This is a genomic window from Kitasatospora sp. NPDC002543 (assembly GCF_053594915.1).
Window position 1 is genome coordinate 1 of record NZ_JBSFWR010000083.1, and the last position, 23495, is coordinate 23495.

Annotated in this window: 4 protein-coding genes; all 4 read left to right on the top strand. The window is 73.2% G+C overall.

What is annotated here, in order from left to right; translation table 11 throughout:
• Positions 1 to 118 precede the first annotated feature (118 nt).
• The 4 genes from ACWD4P_RS28300 (at position 119) to ACWD4P_RS28315 (ending at position 23440) form a co-directional block, all read left to right on the top strand.
• Positions 119 to 2524, top strand: coding sequence for a hypothetical protein (locus tag ACWD4P_RS28300; protein ID WP_449781565.1), 2406 nt, complete (start codon positions 119 to 121; stop codon positions 2522 to 2524).
• Between the two features lie 162 nt (positions 2525 to 2686).
• Complete coding sequence (locus ACWD4P_RS28305) at positions 2687 to 3136, top strand: YbaB/EbfC family nucleoid-associated protein (RefSeq protein ID WP_449781566.1); 450 nt, start codon at positions 2687 to 2689, stop codon at positions 3134 to 3136.
• Positions 3129 to 3428 (top strand): hypothetical protein, encoded by a 300-nt coding sequence (locus ACWD4P_RS28310; RefSeq protein ID WP_449781567.1) that lies wholly within the window; start codon positions 3129 to 3131, stop codon positions 3426 to 3428. Before ACWD4P_RS28305 ends, ACWD4P_RS28310 begins: the two co-directional genes overlap by 8 nt.
• 149 nt (positions 3429 to 3577) lie before the next feature.
• Entirely contained in the window at positions 3578 to 23440 is a 19863-nt protein-coding gene (locus tag ACWD4P_RS28315) for a protein-glutamine glutaminase family protein (RefSeq protein ID WP_449781574.1), read from the top strand.
• Positions 23441 to 23495 lie beyond the last annotated feature (55 nt).

The following is a 23495-nucleotide window of genomic DNA, read 5'->3' on the forward strand; positions in this document are numbered from 1 at the left end:
CGGGGCGCTCGCGGCGGGGCGGGCGCGGGCGTACGAGCGGGGACAGGAGCGGGTGCGGGTGTGCCTGACGGGGCGTGTCGTCGTCCGAGAACCGCTCCATCCCGCCCGGAGGAAGACCATGCCCGAGAACAAGACGAGCTACACCTGGGAACAGATGTTGAAGGTGTTCGCCGCGACGGACCAGAGCGACGGCCTCCCCCAGCGGGGCGAGGTGACCGGAACCGAGTGGATCCAGGCCCGCTACCTGTTCACGGACAGCAAGGCCAACAACGACAAGCGCAAGGTCCAGAACGGCATCTCCAAGGGCGACGCCGGATACGACATGTGGGCCGAGTGGGTGTACCAGGTCGAGGGCGGCGGAACCTACAGCACGATCCTGGGCGTGACCTGCAACTGGCCGTTCTGGAACGGCAAGGAGGGCAGCGACACGCAGAGCCCCTGGGGCAGGTTCAACTCCAGCCCGGGGAAGATCCTCGGCCCGTCCATCTGGGGCAGCTGCTCCGGCAACGAGGCCACGGCACCCCCGACGCTCTGGGACGCCGCCCAGGCGATCTTCGACGCCGACAAGTACTTCGTGGACGAGCGGCCCACCCTGCACAAGTGGTTCACCGACGTGGGCGGCTCGGACAGCGAGTTCCAGGGCAGTGCCGCCGGCCGGTTCAAGGAGGTGATGTACGGCCTGGAGGGCGAGTTCATCGCGATGCACTACGGGCTCAGCGGTGACCTCAAGGCGTACAACGACCTGCCCGAGAAGGGTTCCGAGGCCGCTCCCAAGATCGAGTACGTGGACAGCCCCGTCGGCAAGGCCCTGAAGGCCGCCGGGGACGCCCTGAAGCTGCAGCAGCAGAACATGTACTACCAGGGCTTCGAGGTCTGGACGGGCAAGTCCGACCTGGTGACCTCCGGTGCGAGCAACGAGCACGGCGAGCACTGGCAGTACACCGACGGCTCGAACGGCGGCAGCTTCTCCAACCCGTACGTGTGCGTGCACTACGCGTTCACGGAGCTGGTCAAGGACCTCACCGCCGTCCTCACCCTCACCTCGACCGGCTCCGACGACGGGAGCGTCTCCGCCGATGCCACGGTCTCGGGCGGCGGGACCACCCTGTCGACCAACGACAAGGGCGTCGACAAGGGCGCCCTGGACGCTTTCGTCGCGAAGCTGGACGCCAAGGCGAAGGAGCGGTGGACCAGCTGGGTCGTCGAGAAGCTCGACAAGGCCGCGACCGACGCGGGGAACGAGCTGGAGACCGCCTACAACGCGGCGAGCGCGCTCCTGCTGCCGATGGGGAAGGTCGGGATGGACCTGCCCAAGGACAAGGTCGACCCCCCGAAGACCCCCGACGGCAAGGACGGCCCGGGTGGTGACGGCTCGAAGACCGACGTCAAGGGCCCCCCGGACATCGGCGGGACCGGGGGCGGCGCGGGCGGCGGCGCGGGCGGCGGGATCGGGGGCATCGGCGGCACGGGCGGCGGCACCGGCGGCAAGGGCGGGAACACCGGGGGCATCGGAGGGATCGGCGGGATCGGCGGGACCGGTGGCGGCGGCACGACCGGTATGGTCCCGCTGTTGGACAAGGACGGCAAACCGCTCCTCGACAAGGACGGCAAGCCGCAGATGGTCCCGCCCGGCACCCGGGTCAACGACAAGGGCCAGCTGGTCGACAAGGACGGCAAGCCCCTGCTGGACAAGGACGGCAAGCCCCGGACGGTGCCGCCGGGCACCGTGGTGGGCGGGCCCGGAACGGGTTCCAACGGCTCCACCGGGTCGGGCAACACGGGCATCGGCTCGGGCACGCCGTTCAAGGTGCCGCCGGGCTCGAAGAAGAACGACGACGGGACGGTCACCGCCCCCGACGGCACGCTGGTGAAGGACTCCAACGGCAACCCGGTGGTGCTCGGCAAGGACCGGACCATCGCCGAGGACGGCACCGTCCGGGACGCGAACGGGCGGCCGGTCTCCCAGTTCGAACAGCTGCTCACGGACGAGGAGCACGCCCTCGCCCAGCGGACCGGGGACATCCGCACCGGTGGCGGCGGGAGCAGCTGGAGCGGCTGGCCCGGATCGATCGGCGGGAGCGGGGTCTCCTTCGGCTCGGGCGGCTCCGGTACCTCCGGGTCCGACCTGTTCGGCGAGCGGCTGGGCAGCGGCGCGGGCTCCGGTCCGAAGACCGTCGGCGGGGTCGCCTCCGGCCCCGCGAACCTCGGCGTCGGGGGCCGGCTGGCCTCGGCCATGGGCGTCACGCCGACGGCCCAGTCGGCCGCCGAGGAGGCGGCCGCGGGCCGCGCCGCCGCGGGCCGGAGCGCCGTCGCCGGCGCCGCCGAGGAGGCCCAGCTGGCGGGCCGGGGCATCAACACCACCGGCGGCATGACCGGCCCGATGATGCCGCCGATGGGAGCCGGGGCCGGGGCCGGCGCGCCCGGCCAGGGCGAGAAGGAGCGGCAGCGCACCACCTGGCTCTCCGAGGACGAGGAGGTCTGGGGCACCGACTCGGGCGCGGTGACGGGCGTCATCGGCCGCTGACGAGCCGAGCGGTTCGGCGCCGGCCCGGTCCGGCCGGCGTCGAACCGCGGGCCCTGCCCCGTCCGTAGAGAGAACCGTACGGCCCCACGAGCCGTCGCGTCCCGGGCCCGAACGCCCGGGACGCGGGGCGAGGGCAACGGGACAGACGGGAGGCACGGGCGGATGACGTTCTCGTACGCCGAGCAGATCGAGCAGGCCATGGCCGCTCTGGCGGAACAGCAGGACCGGATGGCCGCCGCGGCCCAGGAGTTGCAGGCGGCCACCGCCTCCGCGACCTCCAAGGACCGGATGGTCACCGCGACGGTCGGCGCGCAGGGCCAGGTGGTGTCCCTGGTGTTCCACACCACCGCGTACCGCACGATGGCCCCGGCCCAGCTCGGAACGGTGCTCGCCGACGTGCTGAACACCGCCCGGGCCGACCTCGGCGAGCGGGTCGCCGCGGCGATGGGGCAGTTCGACGGACTGGGCGAGACCCTCCGGGCCTCGATGACGGACGGCACCGAGCTCGACGAGCTCTTCGCGCCGTTGAAGGCGATGCGTCCCGGCTACGCGGAGGCGGAAGCCGCGGAGGAGCGGCGCAAGCGCGACCGGCAGGAGGAGTTCCGTGGCTGACCAGCTGAACGTCGGCGGTGACATGGAGGCCAAGTTCAAGAAGTTCGCGCCGCTCGCGGACATCATCCTGGACATCCAGGACCGCAGCGCGAACATCAACGACGCCAACACGAACGCGGCCGGCAAGGACGAGATCGGCAAGACCTACCACGACAACGTGGACAGTGCGACGGCCGACCTGGTCAAGCTGTTCAACACGGTGGGCACCGAGGTGGAGAAGCTCGGCGTGAAGGGCCGGCGGAGCATCCGGATCCTGCACAGCGCGGACGAGGACGCCAAGCACCTGCCCTGACGGCACGTCCGGCCGCGGGGTTCCCGTTCCGGCCCCGTCCGCCGCGCGTCCTCTCGTCCCCCCCGTCCAGCTTCCCGTCCCACCGGCTCCGCCCGCGGCCGTGCGCCGCCCGAGCTCCCCGAACGCCAGGAGTGCGCCCCGTGTCGATCATGCTGCCGCCGGGTTTGGCGAAGTTCTTCAGCATCGCGACCGGCATGAAGTGGCCGGAGGCCGACGAGGACCGGCTGCGCGCGGCCGGGGACGACTACCTGGCCATCGCCAAGGAGGTCCCCGAACTCCGGGACTGGCTGCGGCGGTTGCTGGCGACGGTCCACGACAACGACGAGTTCGCGGGCGAGGCGGCCGACCGGTTCTACCAGCGGGTGCTGCCGCTGATCGGCGGCACCGGCGGCACCGACTACGTGACCTCGGCCGGCGTGATGGCGAAGCAGCTCGGGGACTTCGCCCACAAGGTGGCCAACCAGGTCGAGTACGCCAAGTGGATGATCATCGCCCAGCTCATCCAGCTGGTGGCCCAGATCGCCTGGGCGATCGCCATGCTGCCGTTCACCTTCGGAGGCTCGATCGCGGGAGTCTTCGCGGCCTACAAGCTCACGGGTGAACTGATCAAGCAGATCTTCATCTGGCTGCTCAAGCAGCTCCTGCTGCACGAGTTCCTCTCCATCACCACCGCCGCGGTGATGGACGGGATCATCCAGGGCATCCAGATCGGCAAGGGCCACAAGGACCACTGGGAGAGCGAGTCCTTCGTCCAGGCCGTCGAGATGGGCGCGATCAACGGGCTGCTCACCGGGCCGCTGGAGCTGCTCACCTTCGGTCTCGGCAAGGCCTTCGGGCGGATGCTCGGGCGCGGCCTCAGCAAGGAGCTCCAGGCCGATCTGAAGGCGCTGGCCGGCGCCGAGTTCAAGAGCCTGACGGAGAACGAGCTGAAGTCGCTCGGCACCGCCGAGCTGCGGGAGGTGGTCAAGCTCCTGCGGAACGACGCGAACCTCACCCTGAAGAACGCCATCAAGACCGTGGAGAACAAGGCCGCAAAGACCGCGGCGGAGAGCGCGGAGAGCGCGCTGGGCAGCGCGGTGCGCAACGCGGAGAAGAACGCGGCGGGCAACGCCGAGAAGGGCGCCCTGAAGGGCGCGGCGGGCAACGCCGAGAAGAGCGCGGTGAAGGGCGCGGCGGAGAGCGCCGAGAAGAGCGCGGCCAAGGAGGCCGCGGAGACCGTCGGCCAGGACGCGGCCAAGGAGGGCGAGAAGCAGCTCACCAAGGTCGAGAAGATCACCCAGCAGATGGGCGAGACCTTCGAGCAGCACCTCACGCAGCTCGGCGTCGACCCGCAGGTCTCCAACGCCGCCGGGCGGTTGCTGGTGGCCCGGATCGCCGGCGAGGGCGCCCGGTACACCATCGACCTCGGGACCTTCAACAAGCTGGTCACGACGCTCGTCCAGGCGAGCGGGAAGACGGAGTCCGGAGCGATCCGGGCCGAGCTGGGAAGCCTCGTCAAGAACATCGGCCCGATGCAGAAGGAACTCCAGCAGCTCGGCGGCACCACGCTGGAGGGCGGACTGAAGGAGAGCGTCCGGGCCACCAAGGACCTCGCGGAGCGGGCGGTGGCCCTGATGGAGGGCCTGCACCCGCAGACCGCCGGGCAGCTCCTGTACCGGCTCGGCGAGGGCGTCGGCGGCTACCTCAAGGGCGGCGTCCAGAACGTCGTCACCGAGGGCGCCTACAACCTGACCTTCGGCGAGGACCACACGTTCACCGTCAGCGTCGAGAGCTTCTACGGCGGCGTCGCCATGGGCGCGCTCGGCCACCTCGGGCACCTGGCCGCCGACCCGCTGCGGCTGAAGTTCGAGAACGTGACCCTCCCCAACGCCCTGCGCTTCCCGCTGGCCGTGGTGTCCACCCTGATGGGCCACCCGACCTCCCTGTGGGTCTCCCGGCCCGAGGGGGCCGGAGCCGGCGGCCTCGGGCACGGGACCGGACTGCCGGAGGGCATCCGGCCGGAGAACCTCAAGCTCGACTCCGACGGCTCCCTCGCGCCGTCCGGGGACAAGTCCGCGAAGCCGCCGGCGAGCACCTCGGCGAACACCCCGGTGAGGACGACCGGCGGGGACGCCGCGAAGACGCCGTCCGGTTCGTCGAAGCCCACCCCGGGGTCGACCGAGGTGGAGCCGCCGAAGCCCACCGCGGTGGTCGGCGGTCCGAAGGAGCAGCCGAAGCAGACCTCCGAACCGGTCCCCGAGCCGGTGACGGCCCCCACACACACCACGCCGCCCAAGCCGGAGGCGCCGGTCCACGTGCCGACGACCGGCGAGCCCCCGAAGCCGCCGCAGCAGCACGAGGCCGGCGGACACCAGAGCACGCCCGAGAACCAGAACGCCGGGCACCGGACCCCCGACCCGCGGCAGAACGAGCACCGGGAACCGGTCGAGTCGGGCGACAGCGGCCCCCTGCGGTACCTCGACGTCGGTGACGACTCCCACATCCCGCCGACCGCCGGCCACTTCCTCCCCCACACCGGGCCGGAGCGGCAGCCCGGCTGGGTCGCGGGCGCCGAGCCGAGCGCGCACGTCCTCGCGGTGCTGGAGAAGCTGCCCGTCGACGCCACCCGCTACACCGTCGTGATCCACACCGACGGCAGCGGCGAGCCGATGCCGCCCGCGGACCTCGCCGCCGTGGTCCGCGGCCTGGGCGACCTCGGGCACCTGTCGGGCAACCGCCGCACGATCGAGTTCGTCTCCTGCGACCTCGACGCCGGCCCGAACCACGGCTACGTCCGGCAGGTGATGGATCAGGTCTGGTCGAACCCGAAGTACGCCGACCTCAAGGCGGTGGCGGCCGACGGGCCGGTCTGGGTGGCGCCCGGGTTCACGGACCGGGGGACGATGGACACGGGCCCGGGCACCGGCCACGTGGTCGTCGCCCGGAACGTCGGCTTCGACGCGGACGGCCGCCCGGTGGTCGAGGGCGGCGGCAACTGGCACGAGTACAGCAAGGGCGACGGGACGGACGGGCCGAAGGTCCGCACGTACCCCTCGGATCCGCCGGCGCACTACACCCCCGGCGAGGTCGATCCGCGCAGGCCGGCGATGGAGGGCACCGCCCGCTTCGGCGAGGAGAAACCCCCGGGCCCCAAGGTCCTGCGGACGACCCGGTGGGCGACCGTCGACGGCACCTTCCGCAACGTCCCGGTCCCGTACGACCGGGTCAGCGTGGGCGGAAGGCGGATGGGCCCCGCGGAGATCGAGGCCTGGCTGGACGCCGGCGGGCGCCCGCTGGTCGCGGGGGACCGCTCGGCGCTGGTGCAGCGCTTCCTGGAGGACGCCCCGCGCACCGACTACCGGCACGGCGGACAGGAGGAGTTCCTGGCCGACGTGTACCGCTTCGCCTCGTACGAGCGGCGCAGGGAGCACGTGGAGGCGATGGAGGCCGTCGAGCGGACGGCCAAGCTGGTCGTCGAGACGTACCCGCCGGAGGAGTACTTCTACCTGGGCCTGGGGCGCAGCCCGGCGGGCGTCGTCGCCTACCTGCACGAGCAGGAGCACAGCGCGATGTCGATGCCGCTGTCGAGCTTCCGGCCCAGGCCGCAGGACCCGATGGCGGTGGCCGGCTGGGGCCTGGTCGACGCCCTGGGGCGGCCCAACCCGGTGCCGGGCGCGGCGCAGTTGGAGCACCTCAAGGCGGCGTTCGACCGGGAGCTGGGCGCGCTGACGGCGGACGTGCTGCGGGGCCGCAAGATCCTCATGATCGACTACGTGCAGGGCGCGCAGTCGCTGGTGGCGGCCCAGCACTACGTGCAGGAGCACCTGCGCGGCCGGGCCGACCTGGACTCCCCGGTGGTCGAGGCCCTGGCCATGCACCAGGAGATCGACACCTCGTCCGTCCACCGGCTCGTGAACGCCATCGCCCACCCGAAGGAGCGGACGGTCTGGCGGCAGCTCGTGGGGGCGCCCACGGAGATCCTGAACCGCCGTCAGGAGTGGCTGGAGAAGTTCCACCTGCTGCCGCTCACCGAGGACGGTCCGGCGGGGGCGGCCGGGGTCAAGCTGGGCGAGCTCCTGAAGAACGAGTCCTTCGACGGGTTCGCGCAGTTCACCTCGCTCAAGATCCTGGAGGCGCACGCCCAGTGGGTCGACGGCGCGGTGCGCCAGGTCACGTTGCCGGAAGGCCACTTCACCCTCACCGACCGCCAGGTCCGGGAGATCCTCTCGGGGACCCTCGCCGAGCACTACAACCGGACGGGCGAGCGGACGGCGTCGCCGGAACTGCGCGCCAAGCTGGCGGAGGACTTCCGCAACGCCCTCCGGACCGAGCACAAGGACCGGGCGGGGCGGCTGGCCGACGAGCTCGCGGCGGCGTACGAGGACCGGGGCGCGGTCGAGACGCCCGAGGCCGCCGACCGGCGCGCCGAGAACATGATCAACCGCGCCCTGACGGAGCAGCAGTCGTACGACGTCCTCCGGGAGGAGCTGCGCGAGTACCTGGACCGCCGGGAGCACGGCGAACCGCTCGGGGACTTCGGCAGCGCGGTCCCGGGCCGGTGGATGGGCGACGTGAGGCTCGACGCCACCCACCGGTGGCACCTGGCCGAGGCGTTCTCGCGGTTCCCGGCGCGGGAGAACTCCTTCACCGTGGCGGTCCACGGCGGGGCGGACGGGCAGCCGACCCGGGCCGGGTCCCCGATCACGCCGGCCGAGATGGCCCGCACCCTGATCGAGCTGGCCGACCGCAAGGTGTGGAACGGCACGGACGCGCTGGACTTCGTCGTCTGCGACCTCGGCGGCGGGGTGGGGGGCCACTACGTCACCGAGGTGATGCGGCTGCTCGGGGAGAAGGGCCTCGGCACCACGGCCACCGCCCCGAACGGGAAGGTGTTCTTCGTCCCGAAGGTCGAGGGCGGCTCCGTGGCCGCGGGCACCGGGCACCTCGTGGTGGCCTCCCACGTCGGCTACGATCCGTCCGGCCGGCCGGTGCTCGTCCCCGGCGGCGAGTTCCTGGAGTTCCGGCGCCCGACCGAGCAGGACCCGCGGCCGGCCCCCGTGCCGCTCGGCGCGCACCTCGGCCCGAACGGGCACGACGGCGCCCTGCCCGAGGGCTACGGCACGGTACGGACCAGGGAGGAGCTGGACCCGGACCGGCAACTCCCCGGCGCGCTGGCCTTCGCCGACCCGCCGGCCCACCCGGCCGGCCCGCCCGGAGACGGCGGCAACGGCGGCGGCACCGGCGCCGGAACCGCTCCCGCGTACCACTTCACCGAGGCCCCGGCCCACATCCGCGCCGAGGCGGACGGCGAGCGGGCGGCGCAGTGGCGCCGGACCCAGCGCGAGCTCCAGGACACGTACGAGGCCAAGCTCTCCGAGGCGGCCGAGAACCTGCGGCTGGACCCGGACGGCAGCGGCCACCGGCGCGAGGAGGAGGCCGAGCGGAAGCTGGCCGAGGCCCTGGACGCCCCGGGCCGGTTCCCCGAGGGCGCCCCGGCGGACCTGCGCGAGGCAGTGACCAGGCGGGCCCGGGCGATGCTGTACACCGACCTGAAGGCCCGCCCGGCGGACCGCGAGCGCATCCTCGGCGAGCTGGACGGCCTGGTGCGCGTCGCCGCCGTCCGCGAGGGCGCCGTCCGGGTCGCGCTGCAGCACTTCGAGCGGACGGTCGGCGCCTGGAGCGCCCCGCGGATCACCCACGGCGGGACCGGCACGGCCCACACCCCCGACCGGATCCCCGAGCCCGTCGTGGACCTCGTCCGGCACGACTTCAAGGAGCGCGCGGAGGCCGAGGCCGCCCGGATCTACGCCGACGCGGGCAGCCTCACCGAGGCGGCCAACACCCGGGCCGGGCAGGCCCTGCGACGGCTCACCGAGCACGTGCGCGCGGAGCTCGACCTGCACACCGACCGGGCCACCGCCCTGGCCGGGGCCCGGGACCTGGTCGAGCGGGCCGGCCGGGACTGGTACGACCGGCTGTCCCCGGCCGACCGCGAACTGCTCGACGCGGCCGGGGCGAAGGAGCGGCCGGAGCTGTCGCGCGACAGCCTCCAGGCGGTGCGGGACCGGCTGCGCGAGCGCCTCACCGCCGACTTCGACCGGGCGGCCGGCCCGCTCGACGAGGCGACCGGCAGGCGCCGGGACCGCGACGAGGCCGTGGAGCTGTTCACCCGCTCGCTCGCCGAACGGGAGGCGGCGCTGCCCCACGAGTTCGCCGTCCAGGCCGTCCGCGAGGCCGCGATCCGCCGGGCCGTCGCGGAGGCGGACAAGGCGGCCGACTCCTGGGCCGGGAACAGCGCGCGCAAGGAGTTCGTCGAGCGGTTCGGCGGCGAGGAGTCCGACGTCCTGCGGGCCAAGGCCACCGTGCTGCGCGAACTCGCCGGAGAACTCGACCGGGCGGCCGCCGAGCGCGTCGGCGACCCGGAGGGGCTGCGCACCGCCCTCGACCGGCTCACCGACCCCGCCGCCCTCAACGAGCGGCTCACCCACGAGGCCGCGCGCCTCGCGGTCCGCCGGCAGGCCACCACCGAGGCCCAGGCGGCCGCCCGCGAGCACGGCCTCACCGGCTCCACCGCCGACCGCCTGACGGAGGGCCACGGCGACCGGGTCGCCCGGGCCTTCGACGAGTCCTTCCGCTCGCGGGAGTGGAACGCCGAACGCCACGAGCGGTGGCAGGAGAGCCGCCGCGAGCTCACCGAGGAACTGACCGAGCACGTCGCCTTCGAGCACGAGGCCGCCCCCGCCCTGCGCGCGGCCGCCGACGGCTTCGACGGCCTCGCCGCCCGCCACGCCCTCAACGAGAAGCTGACCGAGCACCACAAGGGCGAGTACGGCGACGAGCTCTTCGGCCGCTACCGCGAGCTGTGGAAGCTCGCCCACCTCGACGCGGCCGGCTGGCGCGCCCACGAGCGCGCCCACGAGAACGCCTTCGGCCGCCGGACGTCGGAGCCGGGCGCCGAGGAGACCGCCGACCGGCCGGTGGGGGACGGTGCCCTCACCGTCGTGAACCGGCCGGGGGCGGAACCGGGGGACCGCCCGGTGGAGCGGGCGCAGGACCGGCCGGTCGAGCGGCCGGTCGAGCGGAACGAGGACGAGTCCGTCGCCCTGACCGCCGACGTGCCGGCCCCGCACGACGTGCCCGAGCCGACCGACCTCCTGGTGCCCGCGCAGGCGCCCCCGATCCCGCCGGCGGCCGTCCCGCCCACCCCCCTCGACCCCGTGAGGCGGACCGAGGTCCTCGACCTGGTCGGCGAGTTGACGGGCAGGGCCCCCGACCGGTCGGGCCTGTACATGTCCTCGGGCCGGCAGGTGGGCTACAACCAGGCCCGCCACAACTCGCTGGCCGACGTCAAGGCCCTCGCGGACCGGCTGTTCGAACTCGGTGCGCTCGACCAGGCGCCCAAGGAGCGGCTGGACGCGGAGTACCAGGTGGCGGCGAGCAAAAAGGCCCCGGACAACACCGGGCAGCCCATCCCGTCGCCCGGTTGGACCAAGTGGCTGCGCACGAAGGACCTGGCCCTGGTGACACCCGTGGTGGACGCGGCGGCCGACCTCCTCGGCGGGCCGCTCCGCCCCGCCCACGCGGAGCGGCTGGGCGTGCGGATCGGCGACGGGATCGGTCCCGGCGCGGCCAACCGCCCGGACGACGTCCGGGCCCTGGTCGAGAGCCTGCACGCGCGGGGACGGATCTCCGACGAGACCCGCACGCGGCTGCTGGACCCGTCCGACCCGGACGCCCCCGCCGTGCTGCGCGAGGAGACGCTGAAGCTGGTCGCCGACCATCTGGCCGGGCGGCTGGACCTGCCGGCTCCGGACAGCGGCCGACGGCTGCTGGACAGCTTGGACGTGCTCCGGGAGGAGCACGGGACGATCACGATGACCTGGCAGGCCGCCAAAACGAACAGCGTGTTCCAGCAGTGGGCGCTGGCCCACGACGGCCAGGCGCCACCGCTCGACCAGGGGACCACGCTCAACTGCTGGGAGTCGCTCCTGCTGACGGCCCACCGGGCCGGACTACTGCCCCGGGAATGGATCCGGGGCGCCTACGCGGACCACGCCGACGATGCGTGGGAGTCCCACCTGCGCCGTCGCCTCTTCCCCCACGGCAGCACCTCGTTCGACGTCGGCGATCCCGTCAGGCCGTTTCCGCGGGCGGGCGACATCGTCGTCACCGGGAACAGCCCGAAGCCCGACCACGTGGCGCTCGCCACCGGTACCGTCAACGCCGAGGGCGTGCCGATGGTGTGGAGCTTCGGCGTGGCCGGCGATGCCCCGGAGACGTTCGGCGCGAACGAGCTGGTCCTCGTCCCCCTCGACAAGGTCGGCCTGAGCCTGGCCGACTTCGGACCCGGTCCGTGGTTCCAGGAGAATCCGGCGCACACGGCCCCCGCGCCGGCCACGCAGCTGGCTCCTCCCACCCCGGTCCGCACGGTCGGCCACAGCACCCCGGACCTTCAGCCCCCGGTGCCCCGGCCGGGGGACGGCCGCACGGCGCCGCGCTTCGTCGTGGAGTCCTCCTTCGACGTCCGGCGCTTCGACCACGGCGGCCCGGTCACCGACCTGACGGTGCGGATCGCGATCCGCGACGGCGACGGACACGGATCGGCCCCGGTGTGGGACAAGGTCGTCCAGGGCGTGGAGGAGTACCTCAACAAGCCCGGCTACAGGCTGGCCAACGGCGACCGGATGCACGTCACGGTGCTGCCGGCCGAGCAGGGGCAGAAGGCGCACCTGACCGTCGACCTGATCGGGCGCGGACGGCCGATGGACCAGAAGTCGTGGTGGCCGGACGCCGCCCCGATCGACTACGCCCACGAGGTGAGCCACCAGCTCGGCCTGCGCGACGAGTACCGCGCGGACGGCCTCACCCACCGCCCCGACGTCAAGGGCAGCCTGCTCGGCAACCACTACGCCCCGGCCCCCGCGGGCCTGAACCAGGGCGGCCTGCGCGAACGCCACCTGTCGCTCATCTCCAGGATCGTCGGCGACGTGGAGCGGCCCCCGACCTCCGGCCCGAAGGACCTCACCTGGCAGCAGGCCCGCGACGCGGCGGCACCGCAGGAGCGCAGCCACGTCTGGGTGGACCCGGTGTCCAGGCCGAAGCCCCCCGGGCGGGGCGGTGACCAGGAGAGCGTGGCACCGCGCCTCAACGACGCCGACGGCAACGGCGAGGACGGCGCCGCGGACGACACGGCCGGGAACACCGGCGACGGCGCCGCCCTGCAGCCCCAGGCGAGCGTCTACGACGACCTCTTCGGCGACGACCCGTACGACCAGAACGGCCAGCTGATCCAGCCCCCCACCGGGAACGTGCTGACCCTGGAGGAACTGCTCGCCGGGGACCTCTCCGTGATCCCCCCGGCGGACCTGGCGGTCTCGCTGGCAGGACTGACCCTGGGGCCGCTGCCGCCGGCCACCGACCACCTCGTCGACACGACGGTCCAGCTGCTGGAGGGGCTTCTGGCCACCGGCCTGCCGGACGGCGCCGAGGTCTTCGGGACCCTCGACCTCATCGACGGCAACCCGAACGACTACGACCGGCTGGTGATCCGCTTCGCGGAACGCAACGGCGGCCAGGACGTCGTGCAGGTGCTGCACGAGCTCGCGCAGCTGGGGATCCTGGGCCACGGAGCCGAGGCGGACCTGCTGACCCGCTTCGGCCGTACGGACGTCGCCCCGCCCGACCGGCTCGCCGACGTCTTCCGGCACCCGGACGCCCTGGCGGTGTCCGGGCGGCTCCGGACGACCCTCGTCGAGGGCGAGGGGCCCGAGCGGGTGCTGGCGACGATCCAGTCGCTGCGGGGGGACCTCCGCGACCTGTGGCGGGTCCTCGGGATCTATGAGCAGGGGGCCCTGCGTCCCCTCCTGGACGAGGTCCGGGACCGCTTCCCCGACGCGACCGACCTGCACGCCTACGTCAGGAACGGCGAGCTGTGGGAGCACCCGGTCGTCGACGAGGCCGGCGCCATGGACCTCTTCCAGGAGCTCAGCCGGCTGCAGTACACCGGTGCGGACGGGCAGAGCCACCGGATCCCGTTCGACTTCCCCGACAACGGCTGCTTCGACCGGGCGCACCTGATGGCCGTTCGGCTCACCGAACTCGGCGTCTCCACCCAGAAGGTCTTCGTCCAGTACCGGACGCCCACGGGCGGGCCGGCCCTGGAGGTCTCCACCGCGAACGCGGCCGCGCCGATCGGGGGCACCGGCCCGCAGGCGGTCAACTGGCACTACCACGTCGCCGTGACCGTCGACGTGGTCCTGAGCGGCTCCGACACGCCCGTGCCGATGGTGTTCGACCCGTCGACGGCCGACCGGCCGCTGCTGGTGGACCACTGGATGGCCCTGATGGGCGTGGGGGTCGGCACCTCGACCCACCTCGGTTCCCGGTACGCGGACGTGGTCGACCGGTTGACCCGGGGCCTCAACGACCCGGCGACCGAGACCGACGGCCACGGCTACCCCGGCGCCGGCGCGAACCACTACTTCGTCGAGCGCGAGACGTACTTCCTCACCTCGGCCAACGACACCGTCCAGCCCGGTCAGCTGGAGCCCGCCGGCCGGAGCCTGCGGAGGTCCGAGCAGTTCTTCCGCGAGCACCAGACCGCCACCACCGACGACCGCCGCGACGAGGCGCTGTCGCGGCGCTGGGACCGGATCGCCGCGGGCACCCACAACGACCACATGGCGGACGAGGGGCAGCGGCCCGAGCTGTACCGGCTGCAGGAGGTGCCGCCGGACGGGGACTGCCTGTACCACGCGGTCAACGCGGTGCTGACCCCGCAGCACGGGGACGCCACCGGCCTGCGCAGGCTCGTCGTCGAGTGGATGCGGCAGCCCGAGAACTTCGCCGTGGTCCGGCCGTACACCCGCGAGTTCGGCACCACCATCGGCCGGCTCGCCCGCACGATCGGCGAGACCGGCAACTGGAACACGGCGGCCGGGGACCTCGCGCCCAGGGTCGTCGCCTCCGCGCTGGGCGTGCGGCTGCACATCCACCGGACCGGGCAGTCCGACGTCGTCCTGGACCCGTTGAACGGGGTGGCGCCCACGCGGACGGTCCACCTCCAGCTGGACGCGGACCACTACAGCGCGTGGGTGCCCGTCTCCCAGAAGCGGGGCCGCGAGGACGGCGACGCCGACGGCGGGGACGGCGACGGCGGCGAGGGCCCGGCCACGCGGAAGCCCAAGGTGGAGTCGCAACCGGAGACGGACGCGGATTCGACGCCGGACGACACGGCGATGGAGACGGACGCCTCGTCCTCGAACCCGGCGCAGGGCACGGGCACGGACACCGAGATGGAGTCGGCCGAACAGCCGTCGTCGGGCACGTCGGTGCGGCCGGCGCCCCCGGCGTCCGGACAGAACCCGCAGAACGGGCAGAACGGGCAGGTCGTCGCCCCGCACGTCGGGCTGGGCGGCGGCGGGATGCCGGTGCCCGGGCCGCTGCACGAGCGGGTGCAGGCGCTGGAGCACCTGTCCCCGGAGGAACGGCGCCGGCTGGCGGCGGACGAGGCCTTCCTGGAGGGCCTGCGCGCCGACCTCGGCGCGGAGGACTTCGCGCAGGCGGCGGCCCGGCTGCTCATCGACGTGGACCCGCGCACCCACCAGCCGGTCGCCGCCCGCCGGACGGCGGAGGAGCTGGTCGCCCGGATGCTGTCGAACAAGGAGCTCGCGGAGCGCCTGGTGGGCGAGGGCGTGCGGGTCGTGGTGGTGCCGCGGGACGTCCCGATGACGGAGGTCCCCGGCTTCCCCGCGTCCGGGCACACCACGGCCGACGGCCGTGACTGGCGGGTGGTCCGGGGCGCCGGCGGGGACCTCGTCGTCCTGGTCACCGAGGAGAACCTGCTCGGGGCGCGCACCCCGCAGGGGCCGGGCGCGGAGCACGCCGAGGGCTACTCCTCGACGGCCCACGAACTCGCCCACGCCATCCACGAGTTCGGTCTCACCGACGCGCAGAAGGCGCTGGTGGCGAAGGCCTTCCGGGAGCGCAGCGACGCCGACGCCCTGTCCGCGCTGTTCGGCGAGGAGTCCGTCACGGCCTGGCCGGACGGCGGGGTGCACGACGGGGACGGCAACCGGGTCGGTAACTACTCGGCCGGCGACGAGCACGAGTTCTTCGCGCAGCTCGTCACCGCCTACTTCGGGCACAACCACGGCGACGACCCGTCCACCGGGCAGCCCCGCAACAACGGCGCCGAGTGGGTGCACGAGAACGTGCGGGACCTGGCGCCACTGCTGGAGGAGCTCTTCGGACCCGACCCGCAGGCGGACCGCCCGGAGTCGGCCAACCAGCTGGGCCGGACCGACGCGGAGGAGGAACTGTTCGACGGCCTCCGGGAGTTCATGGACTCCACGCTGGACATCGAGAGCATCCTGAACCCGACCGTCGTCGTGCTCCAGCCGACGGCCGAGGAGCCCCCGCCGCCCCTCGTCCCGACCCCGCCCGCCCGCCTCCAGGAGCGCGGACTGTCCGCGTACGACGTGCTGGTGCACCTGGAGAACCTCGGCGGGCAGCACTTCGAGAGCCTCGTGGGCCGGTTCACCGCGGCGCTGCACGGGGACGCGAAGGCCGCGCGGACGCTCGCCGAGAGCCTGTTCGGCGCCGAGACACTGCGTCCGACGGTGTCCGCGCTGTCCCGGGGGGACGTGCGGGAGGTGCCGTTCCAGGCGGGCCGGTGGTCCGGCGAGATCAGGATCAGCGCCGCCCTGGGGGAGAGCCGGCACCTCCGGGCGCTGCCCAACTTCGAGTTCGAGTACGGCTCGGAGCAGCAGAGCACGGTCGGCGTCTCCAAGGACCGGCTCACCCAGGTCAACCTGGGTGCTCAGCTCAGGGCGAAGTTCGGCAGCGCCCGGGACCTCACCGAGACCCTGGGCTACCAGCACGGCTGGATGAACGGCAGCTCCGACGCCGAGGCCAGCCGGACGAGCGCCCGCGGCAAGACCGTCGAGACGGCCGAGCTCTTCGAGACCCCGTTCACGCTGACCGTGGAGTTCCTGGACGCCAGGTTCCAGGGCGCGCCGGGCCCGTGGCACACGCCGCAGCCGATCGAGCTCCCGGTCACCGGGCACGTCGCGGTGCCGAACCGGGAGACCGCCAACGCGGAGCCGGCCGTCGAGGCGCACTACACGGTGCCGCTGGAGGTCTCCGAGCGCCGGCGCCTGGCCGGCTCGCACATCGTCACCGACGTGTGGCCGCTCGAACCTCCCCGGCGGCGCCAGGGGGAGGAGAACCCGGACGAGATCCCGATGGAGGAGCTGAACCGGCAGCCGCAGGCCCCGTCGATGGGGAAGTTCGTGGCGGGCTTCGAGGAGGCGGCCGAACGCTACTTCGGCAACCGCTGGCCGGAGCTGCGGCGCCGGCTGCTGACCGAACTCGACCTCGGCACCCTGCAGCAGGAGCTCAAGGGGACGATGTCCGGGCAGAAGCTGACCATCGTGGACGACAGCCCGGGCGGGGCGGCCGCGGTGATCACCATCGGCAGCGGGACGGTCGCCCGGATGCGGCAGGTCCACACCCTGCCGACCACCGAGTTCAACATCTCCACCGCCACCAGCCGCGCGCACGTCGAGCAGACCACCACGAGCAAAGAGTGGCAGGTGCTTCCGTCGTCCGTCGCCAACAAGGCGGACGGGGGCTTCGTTGGCGGCGGCGGGCTGGGCGCCAAGGCCGGACGGGACGGGGTCGGGCTGCACGGCTCCGGCTCCGACCTGGGCAACGGCACCAAGGTCAAGCGGCCCGCGGTGCTGTTCGAGGGGACGGCCGACCTGACCGTCACCTTCGGCTGGAGCGGTGGGGTGCTGCCCCACCCCGCCGGGGAGACCACCCACGTCGGGCTCGGGTTCCGCACCGTGATCGACCAGGACGAGGCCGTCCTGGTCACGGCGGCCGACCAGGTCGTGGCGGGAACCAGGCCGCCGGAGTTCGTCCCCGACGGGCCGGTCGCCCCGCCCGTCGCCCCCGCCCACGCGGTGGGCGACCAGGTCCCGGCCCCGCTGGAGGAGGTGTGGACCGGCCTGCCCGACACCACCGTCGTACGGGACCTGCGCGACATCGCCCCGCTGCACGCGGAGCTCGACCGCGTCGGCACGACGCTGCTCGGCGCGAAGGCCTGGAAGGCGGTGCGCGAGGACGTCCTGCAGTCCTACTCGCACAGCGCGGTCAGCGCCCACCTCGTCGGCATGTCGCGCGGCTCCGTGCTGCGCAGCCCCGAGGTCACCAAGGGCCCGCTGAAGGACCTGCACCTCGCCACGACCGTCCGGCTGCACCGGATGACCCACCTGCGCAGCCAGGCGGCCGCCGAACTGAACCCGGTCCGCGAGACCGGCACCTTCGAGTCGTCCCGCCATCTGCGCTCCGACACCGTCAACGGACAGTTCCAACTCGCCGGCAAGGGAACGGTGTTCACCCACGACGACGTGCTGAAGGCCTCCGGCAAGCCCTTCGAGTCCGCCCTCCAGGGCACCGTCGTGCCCTCCGCGGAGTCGCGGATCCGCGACGGCTGGCGCAGCGGCGAGTCCGACAAGGGCTACGCCAACGGCAAGTACCGCAGCCCGCAGGAGCTGTACCGGGCCGAGTTCGAGGTGCTGCTGAAGGTCAACGGCCGGGACTACGGGCCGGTCCTGCTCACCACGGAGCTGAGCCTGGAACAGGCGCACACCGTGCCGCACACGATCGGCCAGGACGAGCGGAACGGCTTCGTGGTGCCGCCGGGCCTGCACGAGCAGGTCGTGACGGTGCCGCCGCAGGCCCCCCACCGGGCCGGCGAGCAGGCCGGGCCGCCGCTGCGCCTCGGCCAGTCCGACGTGGTGCTCAGCCTCGGCCGCGGCGACACCGCGGTGCTGCACACGGTCCTGGAAGCGCTCCGGACGCACACCGGCAAGCCGGTGCCCGCGAACGTCGAGGCGCAGCTCGCCCGGTCGATCGACGCGTACGGCCTCAAGTCCGCGCTGTCCCGGCTCAGCCGGGGCTCGACGATCCGGGTGCCCCTGGACTTCAACGGCTGGAAGGGCACGGTCGTGGTCGGCGGAGACCTGCGGCACCCGCGGCCCCGGGAGGAGCTGCTCGCCTCCTTCGAGTTCGAGTCCGGCAGCCAGCAGCGCACCACCACCGGCACCACCGCGGACCTGCGCACCCGGTTCCGGCTCCGCACCCGGCTGGGCGTCACCCTGCCGTACGTCAACCTCACCGGCGAATACGCGCACACCCGCGACTTCGTCAAGGGCATCACGATCGACCGGGTGGGCGGCACCAACAGCCGCGGCAAGAGCGTCGAGCCGGCCCGGCTCACCGACGTGGACGCCGTGTTCACCGTCACCTTCGAGGCGGCCAAGCGGTCGCACACGATCGCGCCGCCCGACCCCGTCACGGCGTCCGCCGTGGTGGCCGCGCCCGTGCGCGTCCGCGAGGAGGTCCCGCGGATGCTGTCGACCCACCGGTTCGGCTCCTCCGACGTGATCACCGCCGTCCACCTGAACCAGGACCGCAGCGGAACCGTGCACGACCTGGTCCGCGACCTCGGCGACACCCCGTACGGGAACGGGGACCGCACCGTCGCGGCGCTCCTGGGCGAGGACTGGGCGGGCCTGGCGCGGAAGCTGTCCGCACGGCTGGACTTCGACCGGTTGCAGCTCGGCCTCAAGTCGGTGATGGCCGGTCACCCGCTGGTCGAGGAGCACGGCCGGACCACGGCAGTGATCACCGCCGAAGTGGTCCGGCTGACCCCGACCGGGCGGCCGCCGCAGGTCGAGTTCAACATCGGGCACAGCCACCAGACCTCGCTCACCAGCTCCGACGGCGGCACCAACACCGGCGGCGGCAGCGGCCACGCGTTCACCGGCGGCTTCTACGTCACCGGCAACCCGGCGGGCACCGGCGTCGGACCGGTGGGCGGCGGCGCCCTCACCTACGCCAGGGGCGTGGACCGGCTGGAGCACGGCAACGAGTCCATCGCCGGCGGCACCGCGATCAAGAGCAAGGTGGCCGCCGTGGCCCACCAGGCGGAGGTGGTGCTGAAGATCCGCTTCGAGTACAAGCCGCCCGTCCTGCTGTACCCCGCGGACGCCGTCCGCCCCGACCGCGCACCCCGGCCCCAGGGCGACGACTCGGTGCTCGGCAAGGTCAGCCTGGGCCTCACCCGGCTCGGCGACCGGCTGACCGGCTTCGGCCGCTACCGGCGCGCGCTCGTCGAGGCCACCCTCCACACCGACGTGCTGATGGAGACCGGCCGCGACGAGGCCGTCCTGCCCTCGCGCCACGGCGCCCCGACGGAAGGGCTCCCGCCGCTGCGCGTGCCCCAGGAGGTCGGCGCGCTGCTGCTGCGCCGGCCGCCCGGGTCCCTGTTCACGGAGGGGGTGCGGGACGTCGGGATCCTGCGCTGGATCGACGACACCTCCGGCGTGCGGGATCTGCTCACCGTGTTCGGTCCGCGCTTCTTCAAGAAGGGCACCTGGTCCTGGCTGGAGTCCGTCGCCCGCAACACCCAGAGCCACGCCCAGCTGTCCGCGCTGTTCGGGTCGGTCACCCGGGGACGGCAGATCCTGCACTTCGAGGACGGCCCGGACCGCGACGTCATGGCGCCGGAAGGCCGGAGCATCACCACCCCGTCGGTCGGCCGGCGCTTCCTCGTCGACGACGCCGACGTCACCGCCAGCGTCTCGATCGTCCAACTGGAGTACCAGCGCGACAACACCGCCGCCGCGATCAGCCCCGCCAACGACACCGGCGGCGGCGGGCGGCACACCCGGCTGGACTGGAGCCAGTGGAACCTCCAGGTCCAGGCCGGGGCCAAGGCCGGGCTGGAGGGCGGCGTCGACCTCACCGGCCTGCTCGGCGGCGGAGGCGGACGGCGGTGGCGCGAGGGGCCGTCCACCGGGGCCTCCGGCAAGACCGTCGCCGGGGCCAAGTTCCCCGAACCGACCGCCCGCTACACCGGCTACGCCGAGGTCCGGCTCACCTTCCGCGACGGCGACCGGACATTCACCGAGAAGGGCCTCGTCCCGATCGAGATGGAGGTCCCGATCAGCGAGACCGCCGAACTGGCCTCGGCCGGCCACCAGCGGGTGCTCTTCACCGCCCTGCACCCCGAGGGCGAGACGATCCTGCGCAACTCCGTCTCCGACGCCGTCGCCGACCTGCTCGCCACCCCGCTGCCGGGCGCCGGCGACCGGGTGCACCTGCTGGCGGACCCGGCCACCCGCGCCTCGGCCGAGTACCACGACCTACTGGAGGCGCTGCGCGCCCTGCCGCACGACGACCCCTACTTCACCGTCGTCTTCCACGGCCGCCCCGAGGACGGCGCCCCGCTCCTCAACGGCGAGGAGGTCACCCCGCAGCAGTTCGCCGGGTCGCTGTTGCGGCTCGCCGAAGGCGGCCAGTGGCAGGGCGAGCCGCTGCGCTTCCTCTCCTGCAACAGCGCCGTCGGCGGTGCCGGCTCCTTCGCGGGCCGCACCATGAAGGCGCTGCACGACCTGCTGGAGGCCCGCCGCGCCGACGCCGCCCGTACCGGACAGGCGCTCGGTGAGAACCTGGCCCGCCTCACCGACCTGACGGCCTACGCGGGCAACGGCTCCGTCCACCTCACCGGCGGGGCCGACCCCCGCGCCGTCGTGGCCCGGTCCGTCGGCTTCAGCGCGGACGGCCGCCCGCTGGTCGACGGCTCCGGCGACTGGCTGCGCCTGCGCGTCGAGAACGACGAGGTCCGCACGACCCCGCTCGGCCAGGAGCTCCTCCGCCCGGAACAGGAACCCGTCCCCCACACCACGGCGGACGACCCCATCGACCCCGACCAGCCAGCCCCGGTGCGGCTGATGGACGGGCAGGGCGCCGGGCCGGTGGCCGAGGAGCAGGCGGATCACGACGCCGGGCCGCTCGTGGCGGAGGGAGCGGGACCGGTCGTACCGGTCGACCAGGACGCGGCGCCGCCCGCCCCGCCTGCGGAACTTCCCACGTGGCACGTCCAGCGGAGGCGCGCCTGGGAGCTGCTCCAGCCGGAGGCGCTGGGCGGGGCGGAGACCCTGAAGCGGCTGGCCTACGACTACGGGACCGGGACGAACGCCCTGACCGCTTTGACGGAGCGCCTTTTCGAGCGCCCCGCCGAGACCGAGGCCAGGGTGGTGTTCACCCGGCCGGACGGCCAGGACGTGATGCTGACGCTTCGCAGGGGGCCGGATGGCTGGCCAGAGTTCAAGCGGCCGGACGAAACCATGGAGGCGGTGACCATCCGCACGGACCTGGCGACGCCGACCACCTCCATCCTGGAGGTCGAGGGCGGGACCGGGGACGGGAACCTGGTGGTCGAGATCAGGCCCGACACCCACCTGTGGGTGTCGATGACGAGCGACCACGTGGAGGGGGACGAACTGAACCAGCTCGGGGCGACCACCTACACCATCAGGGCGGAGAACTCCGGTGACATGTACCACATGCGCGCCGCCCTGATCGCCCACCCGGACCGCGCGTTGCTGGTGTGGAACGTCACCGAATCGACGAGGAGGCAGGTCGAGCAGATCATCAACCTGCACGACGACCTCTTCATCCAGGGGCGGCGGATCCACTACACGACGGACACGACAGATCCCTCGGGCTCTGCCTTCCGGAACGAGACGTCGGCTTCGACGGACATCGCGACGCGAATGACGAGGAGCATCGTCGGCGACCACATGCGGCTGACCGACGCGCTCCTGCCGAAGGAGGACAGGACCCAGACGACCAAGAACGAACTGGCCGGCATGACCCGGAAACTGACCGAGATGCAGGAGAGGCTGGCCGGGTACCGCGGCCGGGACGAGGACGGCGGGGAGGTCTCGCAGCGCGCGGCCCGCATCGCGGAACTCGGCCGCGCCTACGGGTACTACACCCAGGAGGAGGCCGAGGCCTTCCAGCGGGACCTGGAGAACCCGGTACTGGGGCGCTTCGAGCAGGGCGGGAAGTACGTGATCGTGACGTACCGGGACAGCGGCCACAGCAACCGCGCCGGCGCCAACGCACCCGGGCTCGACACCGGGCTGGAGGGAGTCCGGCAGATCATCGAGGAGGTGCAGGCCGCGGTCGGCGGCGGCGTCCGGGTCGTGGTGATGGGCGAGGAGCCGGCGGGGTGGGACGGGCCGGCTCTGCAGAACTACTGGAACTGGCCGTCGGTCGGGAACCGGCGCAAGGAACTCGCCCTCCTGCGGTACCTCGCGGACAGGTACGACATCGTCGGCGCGGTCGGCATGCGCAGCGGCGTCATGGACGAGCTCGCCTTCGCCGGGATCAAGATCGTCTCGATCGACATCAGCCCGCACCGGACCGAAGGGGACGGGCTGCCGAACCTCAAGCTGTCCAAGGGCTGGACCCGCGGCCTGCGGTTCGAGGAGGCGTTCTGGCGGCACTACGGCCGGGCGTTCATCACCGACCCCAGGGCGGACGACACCGTCTACGCGGAGCCGGGTGCCACCACCCCGGTTCCGTTCCCCGGAGAGTTCAGTGCTCGTGACCTGGCGACGATCCGCGACGCCGTCGCGTTCTACCTCAGGGATGGTCAGGATACGGAGGAGTACCGGCACAGCTCCCATCCGCACGCACAGGACCGTGTGCAGGAAGCCCTGGATCTCCTCGGGCCCATCCAGGACATGAGCGGCCTCGAGTTGGCCCGACGGACCCTGCCCTACCTGCGCGAGTTCGAGAGCTTCAGTGCAAAGCTCCCCGAGGGGGTGTGGGACATGATGAGGCCGAGGCTGGAGGAGGCGGAGGACGCGGCAGACGAATACCGGACGCGGGCCACCGAGAACTGCCGGCGGGACGTGGACGGATTCCCGGAGGGGCTGAGGGCGCTCGGAGTCACCGCGGCGTCCGACCTCCTGGCGAAGGTCGGGCCCGAACCGATCAGCGCGCAGCACCCGATCGCGGAGGTCGGCCCACTGTTCATCAAGGCGATCCGGGAGGCACTCCTGAAGGGGGCCGTGGGCGAGGCCAAGGCGTGGGTCAAGGCGGCGACCCCGGAACAGTTGAGGGCCGTCCTCAGGACCTGCCTGGTGGAGTACCGCGGGTTCCCGTAGGAGAACCGCGCGGGCCCCGGCCGGGGTGGTCCGGCCGGGGCCCGCGCGGGTGGTG